Below are 17,702 nucleotides of genomic sequence, written 5' to 3'. Positions count from 1 at the left end.
AGCATGGACCTTCTCAACGCATTCATCGCACTTTCCAATTACGTGATCGTGCCGGCAATGGCCTATGGCAGCCAACTGGCGCTTGGCGCGCTTGGCGTGACGCTGATCTATGGCATCCTGCGGTTCTCGAATTTCGCCCACGGCGACACGATGTCCTTTGGTGCGATGGTCACGGTGCTGGTGACATGGCTGTTCCAATCCTGGGGTATCAGCCTTGGGGTGCTGCCGACCGCGCTGCTTGCGCTGCCGTTCGGCATTCTCGGGACGATGGGGCTGGTGCTGGCGACGGATCGCATGGTGTATCGGTTCTATCGCGCGCAAAAGGCCAAGCCGGTGATCCTCGTGATCGTGTCGCTCGGGGTGACCTTCATTCTCAACGGTCTGGTGCGCTTCATCATCGGGCCGGACGATCAGAATTTTCTGGACGGCGAGCGGTTTATCGTGTCGGCGCGGACCTTCAAGGCGATGACCGGGCTTGAGGAGGGTCTGGCGATCAAGACAACGCAGGGCATCACGGTGGTGACCGCCGTGATCGTCGTGGCGCTGCTGTTTTGGTTTCTCAACCGTACGCGCACGGGCAAATCCATGCGCGCCTATTCCGACAACGAGGATCTGGCGCTGCTGTCGGGCATCAATCCCGAACGCGTGGTGATGATCACCTGGCTGATCGTCGCGGGGCTGGCGACGATTGCGGGCGTGCTTTACGGGCTGGACAAATCCTTCAAGCCGTTCACCTACTTCCAACTGCTGCTGCCGATCTTTGCCAGCGCCATCGTCGGCGGCCTCGGCAACCCGCTGGGGGCGATCGCGGGCGGGTTCGTCATCGCCTTTTCGGAGGTCACGGTGACCTATGCGTGGAAGAAGGTGGCCGGGTACGTGCTGCCGGACAGCCTTGCCCCCGATGGATTGCTGCAATTGCTGTCCACGGATTACAAGCTGGCGGTGAGTTTTGTCATTCTGCTGATCGTGCTGCTGATCAAGCCTACGGGTCTTTTCAAGGGGAAATCGGTATGAACTCCGCGCTCAAGAACACCCTGCTGTTTGGTATCGTCGGCGTGATGATCGCCTATACCGGCTTTACTCAAAGCTGGAATACGGCGCTGTTGATCCTCAACATGGGGTTGATTTCGGCGATCATGGCCCTGGGCGTGAACCTGCAATGGGGCTTTGCCGGGCTGTTCAACGTCGGGATCATGGGGTTCGTGGCGCTTGGCGGGCTGGCGGCGGTTCTGGTGTCGATGCCGCCCACCACCGAAGCCTGGGCCGCGGGCGGCGGCGGTGTGATCGCGGCGCTCTTGATGGGGGCGGCGACGATCTGGGCCGCGGTGCAGGTGATGACGCGCATGAAACCCGGCCATCTGCGCACGGTGGCGGTGCTGGTGCTGATCGTGGGCGGGTTCTTTGTCTATCGCGCGATATTCGATCCGGCGGTGGATGCGGTCGAGGCGGTCAACCCGGCGGGCACCGGATATCTTGGCGGGCTTGGCCTGCCCGTGATCCTGGCCTGGCCGGTGGGCGGGCTGCTGGCGGCGGGGGCCGCGTGGATCATCGGCAAGACGGCGCTGGGGCTGCGGTCCGATTACCTGGCCATCGCGACGCTGGGCATCGCCGAGATCATCATCGCCATTCTGAAAAACGAGGACTGGCTGTCGCGCGGCGTCAAGAATGTCGTCGGCCTGCCCCGCCCGACACCCTACGAGATCGACCTGCAGAACGACCCCGCGTTTGTCGAACGCGCGGCGGGCTACGGCATGGATGCGGTCACCGCCTCGACGCTGTTCGTGAAAATCGCCTATGCCGGGCTGTTCGCCGTGGTGCTGGTGCTGTTGTTGTGGCTGAGCCAGCGCGCGTTGCACAGCCCCTGGGGACGCATGATGCGCGCCATCCGCGACAACGAGGTCGCCGCCGAGGCAATGGGCAAGGACGTGACCAAGCGGCATTTGCAGGTCTTTATCCTGGGCTCTGCCGTCTGCGGAATCGCGGGGGCGATGATGACCACGCTGGATGGCCAGTTGACGCCGGGCACCTATCAGCCGCTGCGCTTCACCTTCCTGGTCTGGGTGATGGTGATCGTCGGCGGATCGGGCAATAACCTTGGCTCGGTGCTGGGCGGGTTCCTGATCTGGTTTCTGTGGGTGCAGGTGGAACCGATGGGCCTGTTCGTGATGGAACTCGTAACTTCCGGCATGGCCGATGGCAGCCCGATCAAGGCGCATCTTATCGAAAGCGCGGCGCATATGCGCCTGCTGACGATGGGCCTGGTGCTGCTATTGGTGCTGCGGTTCAGCCCGCGCGGGTTGATCCCGGAGAGATGAGGCACGGGGCCGCAGCGGTCTTGCGTCGCTGCGGCGGATCGCTGCCGGACAGCCCGGAGCGCCAAGGAGTATCTTGCCTCCGGCGGCGGTATTTCCGCCCTTTGGAAGGGCCATCAGCGCCCTTTGAACAGACCTCCGAGGATGCCGCGGACGATGCGGCGGCCGGTGGTGCCCTTGAGTTCTTTCATCACCACCTGGGCCATCGCCGCGCCGAAGCCGCCCGCGTCGCGGGAGGACCGGCGCGACGATGACCGTGGCACGCCCGTCCCGGAATAGCGTCGGGCGGAATTGAATTCTCGCGCGGCCGCTTCCTTGGCCTCTTCGGCGGCGTCCTCGGCTTTCGCGGCCTGAAGGGCGGCCTCCTCGGCGCGGTGTCTGAGCATCTCGAACGCGCTTTGGCGATCCAGCGGCCTGTCGTATTTTCCGGCCATCGGGGATGCGGCCATCACGGCGGCGCGCTCGGCCGGGGTGATCGGGCCCAGTTGCGAGGATGGCGGGCGGATCAGCGTCCTTTCGACCACGCCCGGCACCCCCTTTCTTTGCAGCATCGAGGTGACGGCTTCGCCGACGCCGACCTCGCGGATGGCCTCTTCGGTGTCGAACCGCGGGTTGTCGCGGTAGGTTCGTGCGGCCAGGCGCAGTTCCTTCTGGTCCTTGGCGGTAAAGGCGCGCAAGGCGTGCTGGATGCGGTTGCCAAGCTGGCCGAGGATGTCATCGGGCACATCGGCGGGGTTCTGGGTGATGAAATAGACCCCTACGCCCTTGGAGCGGATCAGCCGCGCGACCTGCTCGACCTTGTCGACCAGCGCCTTGGGCGCGTCGTCGAACAGCAGATGCGCCTCGTCGAAGAAGAAGACCAGCCTGGGCTTGTCGGGGTCGCCCACCTCGGGCAGTTCCTCGAACAGTTCCGACAGCAGCCACAGCAAAAAGGTGGCGTAGAGGCCCGGCGCCTGCATCAACTGGTCGGCCGCGAGGATATTGATCTGCCCCCGGCCCTGCGGATCGAGGCGCATGAGGTCCGACAGCTCCAGCGCGGGTTCGCCGAACAGTTGGCTGCCGCCCTGGTTTTCCAACACGAGCAGCCGCCGCTGGATCGCCCCGATGGACGCGCCGGAGACATTGCCGTAGCGCAGCGACAGATCGCGGGCGTTCTCGCCGATCCAGACCAGCAAGGCCTGCAGGTCCTTGAGATCGAGAAGCGGCAGGCCGTCCTCGTCGGCGACGCGGAAGGCGATATTCAGCACGCCTTCCTGCGCTTCGGTCAGCTCCAGCAGGCGCGCCAACAAAAGCGGCCCCATTTCGGCCACCGTGGTGCGGACGGGATGGCCCTGTTCACCGAAAAGATCCCAGAACGTCACCGGGAACGCGTCATAGGCGAAATCGTCGAAGCCGATGGTGGCGGCGCGTTCCGTGAAGGGGGTGTGCAGCTTGTGATCGGCGCTTCCGCTCTTGGCGAGCCCCGACAGATCCCCTTTGACATCCGACAGCACGACCGGCACGCCCTGCGCGGCAAAACCTTCGGCCAGGATTTGCAGGGTCACCGTCTTGCCGGTGCCCGTGGCCCCCGCGATCAGCCCGTGACGGTTGGCGTATCCGATGTTCAGGAACTGTTTTGTGCCGTAATCCGGCCCGCCGCCGCCGATGAAAATATCTGTTGTCACGCCTTGGGGTGTCCTTTGTTCGATCCGCGCCGGTTGAGCATACGAATTTAACCTTTGAGGGCCATAGTAAATCCATGTCCTGCGTCTGTGGCGATCCTTGGCGCGGGGCATGTCCTCCCTGTCAGACTGGCCGCGCCCCCAAAAGGTGCGGCCCTTTTTTTGCGGATGATCTGGGCGCGTGGCCGGTAAAGCGGCCTGCGGTCACAAAAATGATGGAATAGCTGTTGACGTGTGCCGGGCGGTTTCGTAGCGTTGCGTCAATAAGTCGGCCAGTCCGACGGGGAGTATAAAATTCTGTGAAAGAGGGTGCGTTTTGCGCCCTCTTTTGTTTTTCACGCCCCCGGTATCCGCAGTGGCAATCGCTGTCGCATCTCGTGCCCGTGACGGCCCTCGCTCGCCATGAATTGTCTCTTTTGACCAGCAAATAATTGCTGCATGATCACCGCCACGCACGCTTCGGCCCTGACATGGCGCACGTGACATGGTAGAGCGCGTCAAACGCAAAGAAACTGGGAAGATCATGCAAAAATTTCTGACTGTTCTGCCGCTCTGCGCCGCTGCGCTGCTGGCAAGCGCCGCATCCGGTCTGGCGCAGACCGCGACGACGCAGACCGATGCGACGCAAACCGATACGACGACAGAGGCGCCCGCCCCTGCGCAGACGCCGGAAACCGGTGCCGCGGCCGAGGTCGAAAGCCAGCTGAGCCTGGGCGAGGATGCCGACAAGGCCTCCGACTTGGGACAGCCCTATACCAAGGAAGTCATCGGCGCCTGGGACATGCGCTGCATCCGGACCGAGCAGGAGACGGACCCCTGCCAGATGTACCAGCTGCTGGACGATGGTCAGGGCACGCCCGTGGCCGAGTTTTCGCTGTTCCGTCTGCCCGGTGATGGCAAGGCCAAGGCCGGCGCGACGATCGTGGTGCCGCTTGAAACGGCGCTGCCCAACCAGTTGACGATCCGCGTCGATGGCGGATCGGCGCGGCGCTATCCCTTCGCGTTTTGCAATCCGGTCGGCTGCTACGTGCGTCTTGGCCTGACAGAGGCCGACGTCAGCGCGTTCAAACGTGGCGCGGAAGCCAAGATCAGCATCGTGCCGGCGCTCGCGCCCGATCAGACCGTAGAACTGACCCTGTCGCTGAGCGGGTTCACCGCGAGCTATGACAAGGTGTCGGTGATCGAACAGTAAGCCCCGGTCAGACGACAATACATCAAGGCCGTCGTGGATCCTTCGCGGCGGCCTTTTTCGTCGTAGGCGCGGATCAGATCGCGCGCAGGGCGACGACCGCGTTCATCCCGCCAAAGGCGAAGGCATTGGACATGGCGACGGAAACCTTGGCGTCGCGCGCGGTATTGGGCACCACGTCGAGCGCGCATTCGGGGTCCGGCTCCTGGTAGCCGATGGTGGGCGCGATGACGCCATCGCGCAGGGCCATGATGCAGGCCAGAAGTTCTACCGCGCCGGTGCCGCCGATCAGGTGCCCGTGCATGGATTTTGTCGAGGAGATCATGAGCCGGTCGGCGTGCGGCCCGAAGACATCCGCCACGGCGGCGCATTCGGTCTTGTCATTGGCCGCGGTGCCGGTGCCATGCGCGTTGATGTAACCCACCTCTTCGGGATTGATCCGCGCATCGGCGAGGGCGCCGGCCATTGCCCGCGCGGCGCCGTTTTTCGACGGCATCACGATATCGGCGGCGTCCGACGACATGGCAAAGCCGGCGACTTCGCACAGAATGTCGGCCCCGCGTGCGCGGGCGTGGTCGTATTCCTCGAACACGAAGACCCCCGCGCCTTCGCCCTGAACCATGCCGTTGCGATTGGCCGAAAACGGACGGCAGGCGTCGCGCGACATGACGCGCAGCCCCTCCCAGGCCTTGACCCCGCCAAAGCACAGCATGGATTCTGAGCCGCCCGTCACCATGACCGGCGCCATCCCCGAGCGGACCATGGAAAACGCCTGCGCCATCGCGTGATTGGACGACGCGCAGGCGGTCGAGACGGTGAACGACGGTCCCTTGAGGTTATGCGCGATGCTGACGTGGCTGGCGGCGGCGTTGTTCATCAGCTTGGGCACCACGAAGGGATGCACCCGGTTCTTGCCCTCTTCATAGACCGCACGGTAATTGTCGTCCCAGGTGCTGACCCCGCCGCCCGCCGTGCCAAGAACCACGCCCGATTTCGCGGCCAGTTCGCCCGAAAAGCCAAGGCCCGATTGGTCGATCGCCTCTTTCGCGGCGGCGAGCGTGAACTGCGTGAACCGGTCATACAGCGACATCTGCTGCCGGTTGTAGCGGCCTTCGGCTTCGAACCCGCGCACCTGTCCGCCGATCTGGATCTGCAAACGCTCGATATCGCGCAATTCCAGCGGTCCGATGCCGCAGCGACCCTCGCGCATGGCGTTCAGTGTTTCGGGCACGGAATACCCGAGCGCGTTGATCGTGCCGGCGCCGGTGATGACCACGCGTTTCATGCCGCGCTCACGCCTGTTCGGCCTTCAGCCGTTCGATCCCCGCCACGATCGAAGCAACGGTCGAGATATCGAAATCGCTTTCCGCGGGGGCATTGGCGTTGAAGGGGATCGTGATGTCGAACTCCTCCTCGATGGCAAAGATGCTTTCCACCAAGCCAAGGCTGTCGATGCCCAGATCCTCAAGCGTGCTGTCCATCGTCACGTCCGACGGCTCCAGCACGGCCTGTTCGGCGATTATGGCAATCGCCCTGTCTTTGATGGTCATCTGCGCGGTCCTTGCAAGTCTGTCGGCTCTGAGGATCTAGTCGGTGGACCCTGATTTGAAAACCGCCTTTTGAAGCGCCGCGATATCGCGCACCATGCGCGGCAGCCGGCGGACGGCTTTGAAGATGTCGATCTGCGTGTCCATCTTGGCGGCGGGATAGCCCAGCACGACGCGCCCCGCCGGGACGTTCGACAGAACCTTGGTGCCGCCGCCGGTGATGACCCGGTCGCCGATAAAGATATTGTCGCTGACCCCGGTCATTCCGCCCAGCACCACGTTGTTTCCGATCCGCGTCGATCCCGCGATCCCGACATGCCCGCAGATCAGGCAGTCGCGGCCCATCACGACGTTGTGGCCCACCTGCACGAGGTTGTCGAACTTGCACCCGTCCCCGATGATGGTGTTGCGGATGGTGCCGCAGTCGATCGTGGTGTTCGATCCGATTTCGACGTCATCGCCGATCTGGACCGATCCCAGCGAATGGATGCGCGCCCAGGGCTGCTCGGTGCTGTCGGCCTGGCGCCCCAGGCTTTCGCGCGCGGCCTCCACGCCGGATTGTTCGGCGGTGACAAAGGAAAAGCCGTCGCCGCCGATACGCGCCCCCGGCTGGCCGATGAAGCGTGCGCCGATCCGGACCCGCGCGCCGATGCTGACCTGCTCGCGCAGGAACGACCCATCGCCCAGCACCGCGTCGCGCCCGATGAAACACTGCGGCCCGATCACGCTGCCCGCGCCGATGCGCGCGCCCGCCGAGATGACGGTGAAGGGCCCCACGGACACGTCATCGGCAAGCGTCGCGGTCGGGTCGATGACGGCACTGGGGTGGATCGACCGGTCGAACCCCTGCCCCTGGTCCATGATGGCACTCAGGCCCGACAGCGCAAAGCGCGGCCGCCGGGGCAGGATCGCAGCGCGCAGCCCCAGCGCCTGCCAATCAGCGTCGGGCCAGAGCATCGCCGCCCGCGCGGCGCCTTTCGACAGGTGTTCGGCATACTCCGGCTTCATCGCAAGGGCCAGATCGTCGGGTGCCGCGTCACCGGGTTCCGAGACCCGCGAGACCGTGATCGTGGTGTCGCCCACGGCCTCGGCCCCAAGGGCCGATGCGATTTCTGCAATTGTCGGTGCCATGCTGCGCGTTCCCCCGGTATCTGGGAACAGGATTTACCCCTGAACGGCGCGCAATGCCACCCCTGCCTTGGCCAGCGCATTCCAGATCCGCGCGTCGCGGCCATAGATGTCGCGGCGGTACTGCGCGGCCCCGCGCGCATCGGTAAAGGCGGTGCGGTAGATGATGTGCACCGGCACCGGCTCTTTCAGGTTGATCCGCTGCTCGACTCCGGTGGCCAGCTTGGCCTTGAACAGCCCCTGCGGGTTGGCGGTCTGCTTGGCCAGCAACGCATAGGCGAAATCGAAGGGGTCGGCCAACCGGACGCAGCCGTGGCTGAAGGCGCGCACCTCGCGCGAGAACAGGTTCTTGGCGGGCGTATCGTGCAGGTAGATGTTGTACTTGTTGGGGAACATGAACTTGACCAGACCCAGCGCGTTGCCCCGGCTGGGCGGCTGGCGCATCGAAAACGGAAAGCTGCGCTCGGTGAACTGGGTGAAATCGACCGCGCCGCGATTGACCTTGCGGCCCCGGCTGTCGGTGATCTCGATATGGCTGACCGCGTTCGGGTTGCGCTTGAGCGCGGGCAGATATTCCTTGGTCGCGATGGACCGCGGAACATACCAGCTTGGGTTGACGACCATGAATTCCATCACGTCCGAAAACTCCGGCGTGACGCGGTCGGACTGGGTGGCGCCGACCACGGAGCGGGTCTCGAAGGTGACCTTGTCGTTGTCGATGATCTTGGCGGTGAAATCGGTGAGGTTCACAAGGATGTGCCGGCGGCCGCGTTCGGTGTTGAGCCAGCGTTCCCGCTCCATCGCGACGATGACCGACTGCAGCCGCGCCTGGACGCCGACGTTGACCTCGGCCATCGTGGCGGGACCGGCGACACCGTCGGCTGCCAGACCATGCGCGGTCTGGAACTGGCGCACGGCGTCCTGCATGGCGGTGTCATAGGTCTGGACCGCTGTGCGCTCCAGGTATCCCATCGCGACCAGGCGGTTGCGCAGGGCAATGACCGCGGGCCCCGACTGTCCCGGCTCCAGCATCTTGCTGGCAATGGTGGGGCCCCAGCCGCCGCGCGCCAAAAGCCGCTCCATATCCAGCTTTTGCTTCATCAGGGTGTTGTATTCGTTGGTGGCGGGCGGCAGCGCCCGGAAAAACCCGTTGGGCGAGGATTTGGCGAAATTGGTGAGATAGGAGGCGCGGTCGCGGTAGGGCACTTCGCGCACGATGGCGCTGTCGACGCGGCTGGGCACCAGCACGCCGGTCTGCAGATCACGCGCGAACTGCAGGAACACGCGGCTCATCTCGACGTCGAGACGCCCCAGGTCGCGGGGCGACCTGGCGGCTTCCATCCGCGCGCGCAGACCGGCAAGGTCGTAGCGCGCCGCGGGCAGTCCATGGTCCCCCGCCTGCGCGAGCGCCCGCAAAAGCGCCGCGCGGCGGCGGCTGTCGTCGCCCTGCCCCGTCCAAAGCGGTGCATAGCCGTTGGACTGGTAGAAGGCGGCGATGTCCGTGTCGCGGGCCGCGGCCTCTGCAACCGCTTGTTTGAAGGCAGTCACCTGTGCCGTCGCCGGACCGGGCGCGGACAGGCCAGCCACAGCCAGCCCCAGCGCACCAAGGCAGTTCATCAGAAAACGGCGTTTGATCAGTGCAAATGTCATCGACGGCCCTTGTTCATCACACACAACTCATATGGGACCGGTGTGTGCACTGGACCAAGCGGTGTCTATTCACAATTATGCCATGGTCCTAAGAAACCCTTCACGTGATGCGCCACTGCAACCCGAATGCCACAGACTGCCCATGAAATGGGTTAATCCGCATCAATGCGCAAAAATTCGCCTAAAGTTGGAACCATTTTGATGCGACCGGATTCAGCACTTGGTTCACTAAAATCGCTATGCCATACAAATGTTGCATCTGGGGATGAGATGAAACCGCTCGTGTAACATCACGGGCAGGCAGGCTACGGGACGGCAGACCTATGACAGTGAACAGCTCTACGGGCATGACCCGCCGTGCGCTTCTTGGTGCATTCGCGGCAACCGCGATTACGGCGGCACCGACTTTCGCAAACGCGGCAGGGTTTCTTCGGGGTGGCGGCGACATTCGCCGCATCAAGATGTATTCCGGCCGCACCGGTGAAAAGATCGACATGATCTACTGGATCGAAGGCAAATACATCCCGGACGCGGTGAAGGAGCTGAATTATTTCATGCGCGACTGGCGGACGGATGGGGTCAAGTCCATCGACCTGCGGACGATCGACATCATGACGGCGGCGCATAACCTGATGGATGTGAACGAACCCTACATGCTTTTGTCGGGCTATCGCAGCCCGCAGACAAACGCGATGCTGCGCTCGCGCAGCCGCGGCGTGGCCAAGAATTCACTGCATATGAAGGGCCAGGCCGCCGACCTGCGGCTTGCATCCCGGTCGGTCCACCAGATGGCCAAGGCGGCGCAAGCCTGCCGCGCGGGTGGTGTCGGGCGCTATTCCGGCTCGAACTTCGTGCATATGGATTGCGGCGTGGTGCGTAGCTGGGGCGGTTGATCGCCCGCATCTGACCGACCTGAAACAGCAGCGCCTTCGGGCGCTTTTTTTTCGCCCGTATCCTGCGGCCAGGAACGGATACTCCGGTGCGACCACGATCTGCGGTCGCGCGGGCCCGCCAATCGGTTCGCGGTGGTGTGCCGGCGTCCGGTCACGACATGCTGGTGTCGGCGCAGAAACCGGGCGTGTGGTGTAGAGGAGAAAGATATGGCGGACCCTAGAGGATTCGAACCTCTGGCCTCTGCCTTCGGAGGGCAGCGCTCTATCCAGCTGAGCTAAGGGTCCGCATTGGGGGCGGTATATCCACCCTGCCCCGACCCTGCAATTGCAAAATCGTCTTTCGGGGCCGTGGCGGGATCATAAAGCGCGACGTCAGGCGAACAGATCGTGCGCCAGTTCCAGCGCATCGACCAGAACATCGACTTCGTCGGTGGTATTATACAGCCCGAAGGACGCGCGGCAGGTGGCGGTCAGCCCCATATGCTCCATCAAGGGGCCGGTGCAATGCTGGCCTGCGCGCACCGCGACCCCCTTCTTGTCGAGGATCGTCGAAATGTCGTGTGCGTGCGCCGCGCCGTCGAGCGTGAAGCTGAAGATCGCGGCCTTGTCGGGGGTGGTGCCCTGCACCTGCAACCAGTTCAGGCCCCCCAGTTTCGACAGGGTATAATCGCGCAACGTGTTTTCATGCGCGGCGATCCGGTCCATGCCAAGGGTCATCATGTAATCGAGCGCGGTGCCAAGGCCGATCATCTGCACGATGCCGGGCGTGCCCGCTTCGAACTTCATTGGCGGATCGTTGTAGGTCACGGTGTCTTTCGTTACCTCGCGGATCATGTCGCCGCCGCCGATGAAGGGACGCATCTCGGCCATCCGTTCGGGGCGGACATAGATCGCACCGGAACCGGACGGACCATAGAGCTTGTGACCGGTCACGGCGTAGAAATCGCAGCCGATGTCGGCCACGTCGACGGGCATGTGCACCGCCGCCTGGCTGCCGTCGACCAGCACGGCCACACCTTTTTCATGCGCGGCACGGGTGATCGTCTTCACATCAACTTTGGTGCCCAACACGTTGGAAAGATGGGTGATTGCAATCAGCTTGGTCTTGGGGCCGATCGCATCGATCACGGCTTGTGGGTCCAACGCGCCGGTGGCGTCGGTATCAACCCACTTCAGCACCACGCCTTGCCGTTCGCGCAGGAAATGCCAGGGCACGATGTTGGCGTGATGCTCCATCACGCTCAGCACGATCTCGTCGCCGGCCTCGAGGCGCGGCATGGCCCAGCCATAGGCCACCATGTTGATGCCCTCGGTGGTGCCCGAGTTCATCACGATGCTGTCCTCCGACGGCGCGCCGAGGAACGTCGCGATGGTGCCGCGCACCGCCTCGTATTTCTCGGTGGCGACGTTCGACAGGTAGTGCAGGCCGCGGTGCACGTTGGCATATTCGTGGCTGTAGGCCGTGGTGATCGCATCGATCACCACCTGCGGTTTCTGCGCCGACGCGCCATTGTCGAGATAGACCAGCGGCTTGCCGTTGACCTCTCGGCTCAGGATCGGGAAATCGGCGCGAATCCGTTCGACATCATACATTTGCGGGCAATCCTAAGGTTGTGGCACCGATCATCGACAGGATCAGCGACAGGCCCAGTACCAAGGCCAGAATGGCGGCGACCAGCACGGTGATCGCACGCGGTATGGAATTCAGGTGCAGACCTGCACTGATGAAATTCACCAGGATCCACATGGCGGCGATGCTGGCGGCAAAGACAAGGATCACCGCCAGACCGGGCATCACCAGCATGGCCAGCAGCACGGCCGCCTGTGCCGCCGCGCGCAGGGCCTGCAGCCAGATGAGCAAGGCCAGCAAATCGCCGAACTCTCCCTGCCCGCCGAGGGCGCGGCCGGTCCAGAACAGCGCGTGCGCCGTCACCACCAGCCCGCCTGCAACGATCACGTAAAACACCAGCGGGCTGGAAAAGATCGCCGGCACGGCGGATGGCGTCGGCACGGGCACCAGCAGATCGGACAACCCGAAGATCAGCGTGTTGATCGCGGCCACAAGCGCCAGCGCGGTCCACAGGGCGTCGCGCGGCAGATCCCATGCCATGATGTCGGCGGCGGCCGCTTTCGGGTCGCGCAGCGTCAGCAGCGCAAGCTGTCCCCAGCCGTGCTTGGCAAGCGTCGTCATGGCGCACCCCTTTCGGCGGCCAGCAGCCCCGATATCCAAAACCAGCCAAAGACCAGGAGCCACGCCAGCCCCGCGATCTGCAGCTCAAGCCCCGGACCGACAAAGCCCGCGACCAGACCATGCAGCAGCAACAGCGGCGAAGAGGCCAGCAAGGCCCAGAACAGCGCGAGCCGCGCGCCGTAAAAGCTGCCTTGGCCGCGCAGGGCGCGTGCGACCACATGGGTGATCGCGGCCAGCAAGTAAAGAAGCAGCGGCGCGATGAACAGCCAGGCCATCAAGGTCGCGCCCAAGAGCATGTTCAGCTCCTGGCCGGTCAGATGCGCCTCGCGGGCAAGGCGGGGAAGCTGCGCAATGAACACGACGACGCAGCCCGCCATCAGATACGCCAGCGCCCGGTCCTCGCGCTGGCCCGCGTCCAGCAACCGGCGCAGAACACGGCCCGGGCCGCGATACGTCGCGGTGATATTCTGGGTGACAGGCATCAGCCGCGATGCCGTTCCAGCCAGGCGGACAGGCGGTTATTGATCTCTTCGCGCAGATCCTCGTTTTCGATCTCGAGCACGGCTTCGGCCAGGAACGCGAGGGTCAGCAGGTTCGTCGCCGTACCTTCGGGCACCCCGCGCGAGCGCAGGTAGAACAGCGCCTCCTCGTCGATCGCACCCGAGGTGGAGCCGTGCGAACAGGCCACGTCGTCGGCATAGATCTCCAGTTCGGGCTTGGCCAGAAACTGACTGTCCCCATCCAGCAAGAGCGACTGGCTGATCTGGTAGCCGTCTGTTTTCTGTGCGTCTTTCTTGACAAGAATCTTGCCTTGGAACACGCCGGTGGCGCCGTTGCGCAGCACTTTCTTGAACACCTGGCGGCTTTCGCAGTTCACCGCGTCATGGGTGATGAACACCGTGTCGTCATGGTGGAAATCTCCGTCACCCACACAGGCGCCCGCGACATGCACGGTGGCGTCATCGCCCAAAAGCTCGATCACGCATTCATTGCGCGTCAGCACGCCGTTGGCCGTGAGCGTGAAGGACTTGAAGGTCGATTCCGTGCCCAGACGGCCAAAGATGTGCGTGGCCGCGCGCCGTTCGTGGTCGCGCCCCTGCGCGCGGATGTGGTGAAAGCGGGCGCTGTCCGCCACGTCCACTTCCATCACCTGGTTCAGCCGCGCTGCCGCAGGGCCGTCTTCCAACACGGTGAGTTCAGTTCCCGGATCCAGCTTGATCACGTGGTGCAGCATGGCGTCCGCGTTATCGGACGAGCGCAGGTAACGCAGGTCGATGGGGCGGTCGGGGGTTTGGGTCACATGGATCAGCAGACCGTCCTGCGCATAGGCGGTGTTGAGCGCGGCAAGCGGGCGGTGCACCGGCTTCTGGCCGCGCGCCTCCAGCGTGCCGAACAGGTCGCGCGCCCAGTGGATGTCGGTCGTGGCCTCTGCCAGCCGTTCGATCCTGACGCCCTCAAGGCTCAGCGCGTCGGAGGCCTGCGCATCGAACACGCCATCGACGAACACGATTTTCAGGCCGTTCTGCGCGGCGAACAGCGGCGCCTCGTCGGTGTCGAAAACCCGTGCCGGCAGCGGATCCGCCTGCACCAGCGTGTCGGGCCTGGTGTATTTCCAGTATTCGTCGCGCCGGGCGGGCAGCCCCATGTCGCGCACGCGCGCCACCGCGTCGCGCCGGGCCGTTTCGGTCCAGCCGCCGGTGGGCAGGTCAAGCGCGTCAAGCCGCGCGTCGGTTGCGGTCTGTTTCAGGGCAGGTTGCGCCATTACGCCACCTCGGACATCAGATCGGTATAGCCGTTCTGTTCGACTTCGAGCGCCAGTTCGGGGCCGCCCGTCTTGATGATGCGTCCGCCCGCCATGATATGCACGACGTCCGGCTTGATGTGGTCCAGAAGCCGTTGATAGTGCGTGATCACCAGGAACCCCCGCCCTTCGCTGCGCAGGGCGTTCACGCCGTCGGCCACCAGTTTCATCGCATCCACGTCCAGCCCGGAATCGGTCTCGTCAAGGATGCACATCTTGGGCTCGAGCATGGCCATCTGAAGAATTTCGTTGCGCTTCTTCTCGCCGCCCGAAAATCCGACGTTGACGGGCCGCTTGAGCATTTCGGCGTCGATCTTGAGGTCCTTGGCCCGTGCGCGCACCACCTTGAGGAATTCGGCCGCCGACATTTCCTCTTCGCCGCGCGCCTTGCGCTGTGCGTTCACGGCGGTCCGCAGGAAGGTCATGTTGCCGACACCGGGGATTTCGACGGGATACTGAAACGCCAGGAACAGGCCCGCTGCGGCGCGCTCCTCGGCTTCCAGATCCAGCAGGTCGATGCCTTCTAGCGTGGCGCTTCCCTCCGTCACCTCATAGCCGTCCTTGCCCGAGAGGACATAGGACAGCGTCGATTTTCCCGATCCGTTGGGGCCCATGATGGCGTGCACCTTGCCGGCCTCGACCGTCAGGTCGACGCCCTTGAGGATCTGCTTGTCCTCGTCTTCAAGTTTGACGTGCAGGTTCTTGATCTCAAGCATGTTTTGTCTCTTTCAGTGCGTTGCGGCCCGCGCGTCGAGCGACACGCAGGCGAATTCAGAATGGGATGATCCGGCGCGGTCGCGCGCGGTCAGCTGGCCAGCGGCGGCATGCGCAGCCCGGCCTGTATCAGCATGATGTCCACATGCTGCGGTGAATAGAGGATGCCCCAAAGCTCTGGCAGCAGCAGTGCCAGGTAGGATTCGCCGAAATGGAACGCCGGAAGCGCCAGCGCAATGCCAATGACGTGCGGCTTGTCGCGCATCCCCAGCCCCACCATCACGACGAACATCAACAGTCCGGTGATGCCCCAGGGGCCGATGGTCAGCGCCAGCTTGCCGAAATAGTCGCCCGGCCCCGGTGGGGTCAGCCGCACGTGGAACAGGATGATATTGGCCATCAGCAAGGCCGCGATCGCCAGCGCGCCCGCCACGAGCGCCCCGACCGGCACCCTGCGCTTGGGCCGCGTGCCGGCGGGCGGCGTGGTCTGCTGCGCATGCGCTGCCGGTTGCGGCACGTCGCTGCCCGATTGCTGCGTGATCTTGTCGAGCCTGCGTTGAAAGCTCTGCTTTTGCCGGTGATCCGGATCGCCCATCGTGCCCTGCCCCTGAATACAACTCAGGGTTAACTGCAGGTCGGGGATGGCGCGAATTTGGCAATACGTTGTCCATTGCAAGAAGCCCTGTCATTCAGCCCACCACGACGGCGGTTCCGGACACCGACACCATCAACATCGACTCCCCCACGACCTCGTAGTCAAGGTCGACACCCACGACGGCGTTGGCGCCGCGCGCCGCGGCTTGCTCCTCAAGCTCGCGCATCGCGACCTCGCGGGCATCCTGCAGCTTGGTTTCATAGGCACCCGACCGGCCACCGACCACATCGGTGATCTGCGCAAAGAAATCGCGCACGAAATTGGCGCCCATGATCGCCTCGCCCACCACGATGCCGCGGTAGTCGGTGATCGGGCGGCCTTCGATCGTTGGTGTTGTCGTGACGATCATCATGCGGTCTCCTTACGGTGCTCGATGCGGTGTCGTGCCAGGCGAGAGGCGGGCAATCCCCGAAGGGCGCCTTATCCCACCGACCCTTCCAGCGAAATCGCGACCAGTTGTTGCGCCTCCATCGCGAATTCCATCGGCAGGGCCTGCAGGACATCCTTGCAGAAACCGTTGACGACCAGCGCCACGGCTTCTTCCTCGTCCATCCCGCGTGAGCGGCAGTAGAACAGCTGGTCGTCGTCCACCTTCGATGTGGTCGCCTCGTGTTCCACCCTGCTGGAATTGTTCCTGACCTCGATGTAGGGCACCGTGTGCGCGCCGCAGTCGCCGCCGATCAGAAGGCTGTCACACTGCGTGTAATTGCGCGATTCCTTGGCCTTGGGATGCATGGACACGAGACCGCGATAGGTGTTCTGCGCGCGGCCCGCGCTGATCCCCTTGGACACGATGCGCGACTTGGTGCGCTTGCCCAGATGGATCATCTTGGTGCCGGTGTCGGCCTGCTGCATGTTGTTGGTGATGGCGATCGAATAGAACTCGCCCTGGCTGTCGTCGCCGCGCAGGATGCACGACGGGTATTTCCAGGTCACCGCCGATCCGGTTTCCACCTGTGTCCACATCACCTTGGCCCGGTCGCCGCGGCAATCGGCGCGCTTGGTCACGAAGTTATAGATGCCGCCCTTACCGTTCTCGTCGCCGGGATACCAGTTCTGCACAGTGGAATATTTCACTTCCGCGTCTTCCTCGACCACGATCTCGACCACCGCGGCATGCAATTGCGCGACATCGCGCTGCGGCGCGGTGCACCCCTCGAGGTAGGAGACATAAGACCCCTTGTCCGCGATGATCAGCGTCCGCTCGAACTGGCCGGTGTTCTCGGCATTGATGCGGAAATAGGTGCTCAGCTCCATCGGGCAGCGCACGCCCGGCGGCACATAGACGAACGAGCCGTCCGAAAACACGGCTGAATTCAACGTCGCATAGTAATTGTCGCTGACCGGAACGACCGAACCGAGGTATTTCTTCACGAGGTCCGGATAGTCGCGGATCGCTTCCGAGATCGAGCAGAAGATCACGCCCGCTTCCTTCAGCTCCTTCTGGAACGTGGTGCCCACGGACACGGAATCAAAGACCGCGTCCACCGCGACCTTGCGCCCCTCTGCAGGCATATTTTCCGCGCCCTCGACCCCGGCCAGGATCATCTGCTCCTTCAACGGGATACCCAGTTTCTCGTAGGTCGCCAGCAATTTGGGGTCGACCTCGTCCAGCGACTTGGGCTTCACTTCCATCGATTTGGGACGGGCATAATAATACTGGTCCTGAAAATCGATTTTGGGATAATCGATCATCGCCCAGTCGGGTTCGTCCTTTTTCAGCCACCGCTCATAGGCTTCGATCCGCCAGTCCGTCATCCACTGCGGCTCGCCGTTCTTTTCAGAGATCAACCGCACGATGTCGGGCGTCAGGCCCTTGGGGGCGTATTCCATCTCGATGTCGGTGGACCAGCCGTACTTGTACTTGCCGCCCACTTCACGCACGGCATCCACGGTGTCCTGATCCACGCCTTCCTTGACGGTGGGGTCCTTCACAACTGTGTTGTCCAAAGCTCGTATCC

17 protein-coding genes and 1 tRNA gene are annotated in these 17,702 nt (G+C 63.7%); 4 read left to right on the top strand and 14 right to left on the bottom strand.

Annotated features, from left to right (window positions below; translation table 11 throughout):
- Positions 1-3 precede the first annotated feature (3 nt).
- Together FDT80_RS03185 and FDT80_RS03180 are read left to right on the top strand one after the other, a co-directional pair.
- Positions 4-1,014: a branched-chain amino acid ABC transporter permease gene (locus FDT80_RS03185; protein WP_138660779.1), complete on the top strand. Its 1,011-nt coding sequence runs from the start codon at positions 4-6 to the stop codon at positions 1,012-1,014.
- A complete protein-coding gene (locus FDT80_RS03180; RefSeq protein ID WP_138660778.1) occupies positions 1,011-2,315 on the top strand; it encodes a branched-chain amino acid ABC transporter permease in 1,305 nt (434 codons plus the stop codon). The genes FDT80_RS03185 and FDT80_RS03180 overlap by 4 nt, the downstream gene beginning before the upstream one ends.
- 113 nt (positions 2,316-2,428) lie before the next feature.
- Here the strand turns inward: FDT80_RS03180 and FDT80_RS03175 are convergent, their stop codons facing one another.
- Positions 2,429-3,976, bottom strand: a complete 1,548-nt coding sequence (locus FDT80_RS03175) for a helicase HerA-like domain-containing protein (RefSeq protein WP_138660777.1) — start codon at positions 3,974-3,976, stop codon at positions 2,429-2,431.
- A gap of 520 nt (positions 3,977-4,496) precedes the next feature.
- Here FDT80_RS03175 and FDT80_RS03170 point away from each other — a divergent pair.
- The gene (locus tag FDT80_RS03170; protein WP_138660776.1) at positions 4,497-5,165 is read left to right on the top strand and encodes an invasion associated locus B family protein; all 669 of its coding nucleotides are present in this window, start codon (positions 4,497-4,499) and stop codon (positions 5,163-5,165) included.
- Between the two features lie 73 nt (positions 5,166-5,238).
- Here the strand turns inward: FDT80_RS03170 and FDT80_RS03165 are convergent, their stop codons facing one another.
- From FDT80_RS03165 to FDT80_RS03150, 4 genes are read right to left on the bottom strand one after another with little or no spacing between them, the layout of a single operon-like run.
- Entirely contained in the window at positions 5,239-6,447 is a 1,209-nt protein-coding gene (locus FDT80_RS03165; RefSeq protein WP_138660775.1) for a beta-ketoacyl-[acyl-carrier-protein] synthase family protein, read from the bottom strand.
- Between the two features lie 7 nt (positions 6,448-6,454).
- Positions 6,455-6,712: an acyl carrier protein gene (locus tag FDT80_RS03160; protein ID WP_138660774.1), complete on the bottom strand. Its 258-nt coding sequence runs from the start codon at positions 6,710-6,712 to the stop codon at positions 6,455-6,457.
- A 36-nt stretch (positions 6,713-6,748) separates the two neighbouring features.
- Positions 6,749-7,840: a UDP-3-O-(3-hydroxymyristoyl)glucosamine N-acyltransferase gene (gene lpxD, locus FDT80_RS03155; RefSeq protein WP_138660773.1), complete on the bottom strand. Its 1,092-nt coding sequence runs from the start codon at positions 7,838-7,840 to the stop codon at positions 6,749-6,751.
- Between the two features lie 33 nt (positions 7,841-7,873).
- On the bottom strand, positions 7,874-9,487 hold the full coding sequence (locus FDT80_RS03150) for a L,D-transpeptidase family protein (protein WP_425471947.1): 1,614 nt from the start codon (positions 9,485-9,487) through the stop codon (positions 7,874-7,876).
- A 323-nt stretch (positions 9,488-9,810) separates the two neighbouring features.
- On the opposite strand from FDT80_RS03150, the gene mepK reads away from it, so the two are divergent.
- Entirely contained in the window at positions 9,811-10,380 is a 570-nt protein-coding gene (mepK, locus tag FDT80_RS03145) for a peptidoglycan L,D-endopeptidase MepK (protein ID WP_138660772.1), read from the top strand.
- Positions 10,381-10,588: 208 nt separating this feature from the next.
- On the opposite strand, the gene FDT80_RS03140 is transcribed toward mepK, so the two are convergent.
- From FDT80_RS03140 to sufB, 9 genes are all read right to left on the bottom strand, one after another.
- Positions 10,589-10,665: transfer RNA gene (locus FDT80_RS03140), tRNA-Arg, on the bottom strand.
- A gap of 87 nt (positions 10,666-10,752) precedes the next feature.
- Positions 10,753-11,973, bottom strand: a complete 1,221-nt coding sequence (locus tag FDT80_RS03135) for a cysteine desulfurase (RefSeq protein WP_138660771.1) — start codon at positions 11,971-11,973, stop codon at positions 10,753-10,755.
- Positions 11,966-12,571, bottom strand: coding sequence for a Yip1 family protein (locus tag FDT80_RS03130; protein ID WP_138660770.1), 606 nt, complete (start codon positions 12,569-12,571; stop codon positions 11,966-11,968). The genes FDT80_RS03135 and FDT80_RS03130 overlap by 8 nt, the downstream gene beginning before the upstream one ends.
- Positions 12,568-13,053: a YIP1 family protein gene (locus FDT80_RS03125; RefSeq protein ID WP_138660769.1), complete on the bottom strand. Its 486-nt coding sequence runs from the start codon at positions 13,051-13,053 to the stop codon at positions 12,568-12,570. Before FDT80_RS03125 ends, FDT80_RS03130 begins: the two co-directional genes overlap by 4 nt.
- Positions 13,053-14,333 (bottom strand): SufB/SufD family protein, encoded by a 1,281-nt coding sequence (locus FDT80_RS03120; protein WP_138660768.1) that lies wholly within the window; start codon positions 14,331-14,333, stop codon positions 13,053-13,055. The genes FDT80_RS03125 and FDT80_RS03120 overlap by 1 nt, the downstream gene beginning before the upstream one ends.
- Positions 14,333-15,088, bottom strand: a complete 756-nt coding sequence (gene sufC, locus FDT80_RS03115) for a Fe-S cluster assembly ATPase SufC (RefSeq protein ID WP_138660767.1) — start codon at positions 15,086-15,088, stop codon at positions 14,333-14,335. The genes FDT80_RS03120 and sufC overlap by 1 nt, the downstream gene beginning before the upstream one ends.
- 89 nt (positions 15,089-15,177) lie before the next feature.
- A complete protein-coding gene (locus FDT80_RS03110) occupies positions 15,178-15,762 on the bottom strand; it encodes a hypothetical protein (RefSeq protein WP_138660766.1) in 585 nt (194 codons plus the stop codon).
- A 13-nt stretch (positions 15,763-15,775) separates the two neighbouring features.
- Entirely contained in the window at positions 15,776-16,090 is a 315-nt protein-coding gene (locus tag FDT80_RS03105; RefSeq protein WP_138661763.1) for a heavy metal-binding domain-containing protein, read from the bottom strand.
- Between the two features lie 71 nt (positions 16,091-16,161).
- Positions 16,162-17,700, bottom strand: a complete 1,539-nt coding sequence (sufB, locus tag FDT80_RS03100) for a Fe-S cluster assembly protein SufB (RefSeq protein WP_425471975.1) — start codon at positions 17,698-17,700, stop codon at positions 16,162-16,164.
- Positions 17,701-17,702 lie beyond the last annotated feature (2 nt).

Source organism: Sulfitobacter sabulilitoris (genome assembly GCF_005887615.1).
Classification (GTDB): Bacteria; Pseudomonadota; Alphaproteobacteria; order Rhodobacterales; family Rhodobacteraceae; genus Sulfitobacter_E; species Sulfitobacter_E sabulilitoris.
Note: the sequence above shows the minus strand (reverse complement) of the source record. Positions and strands in the feature narration are given on the sequence as shown.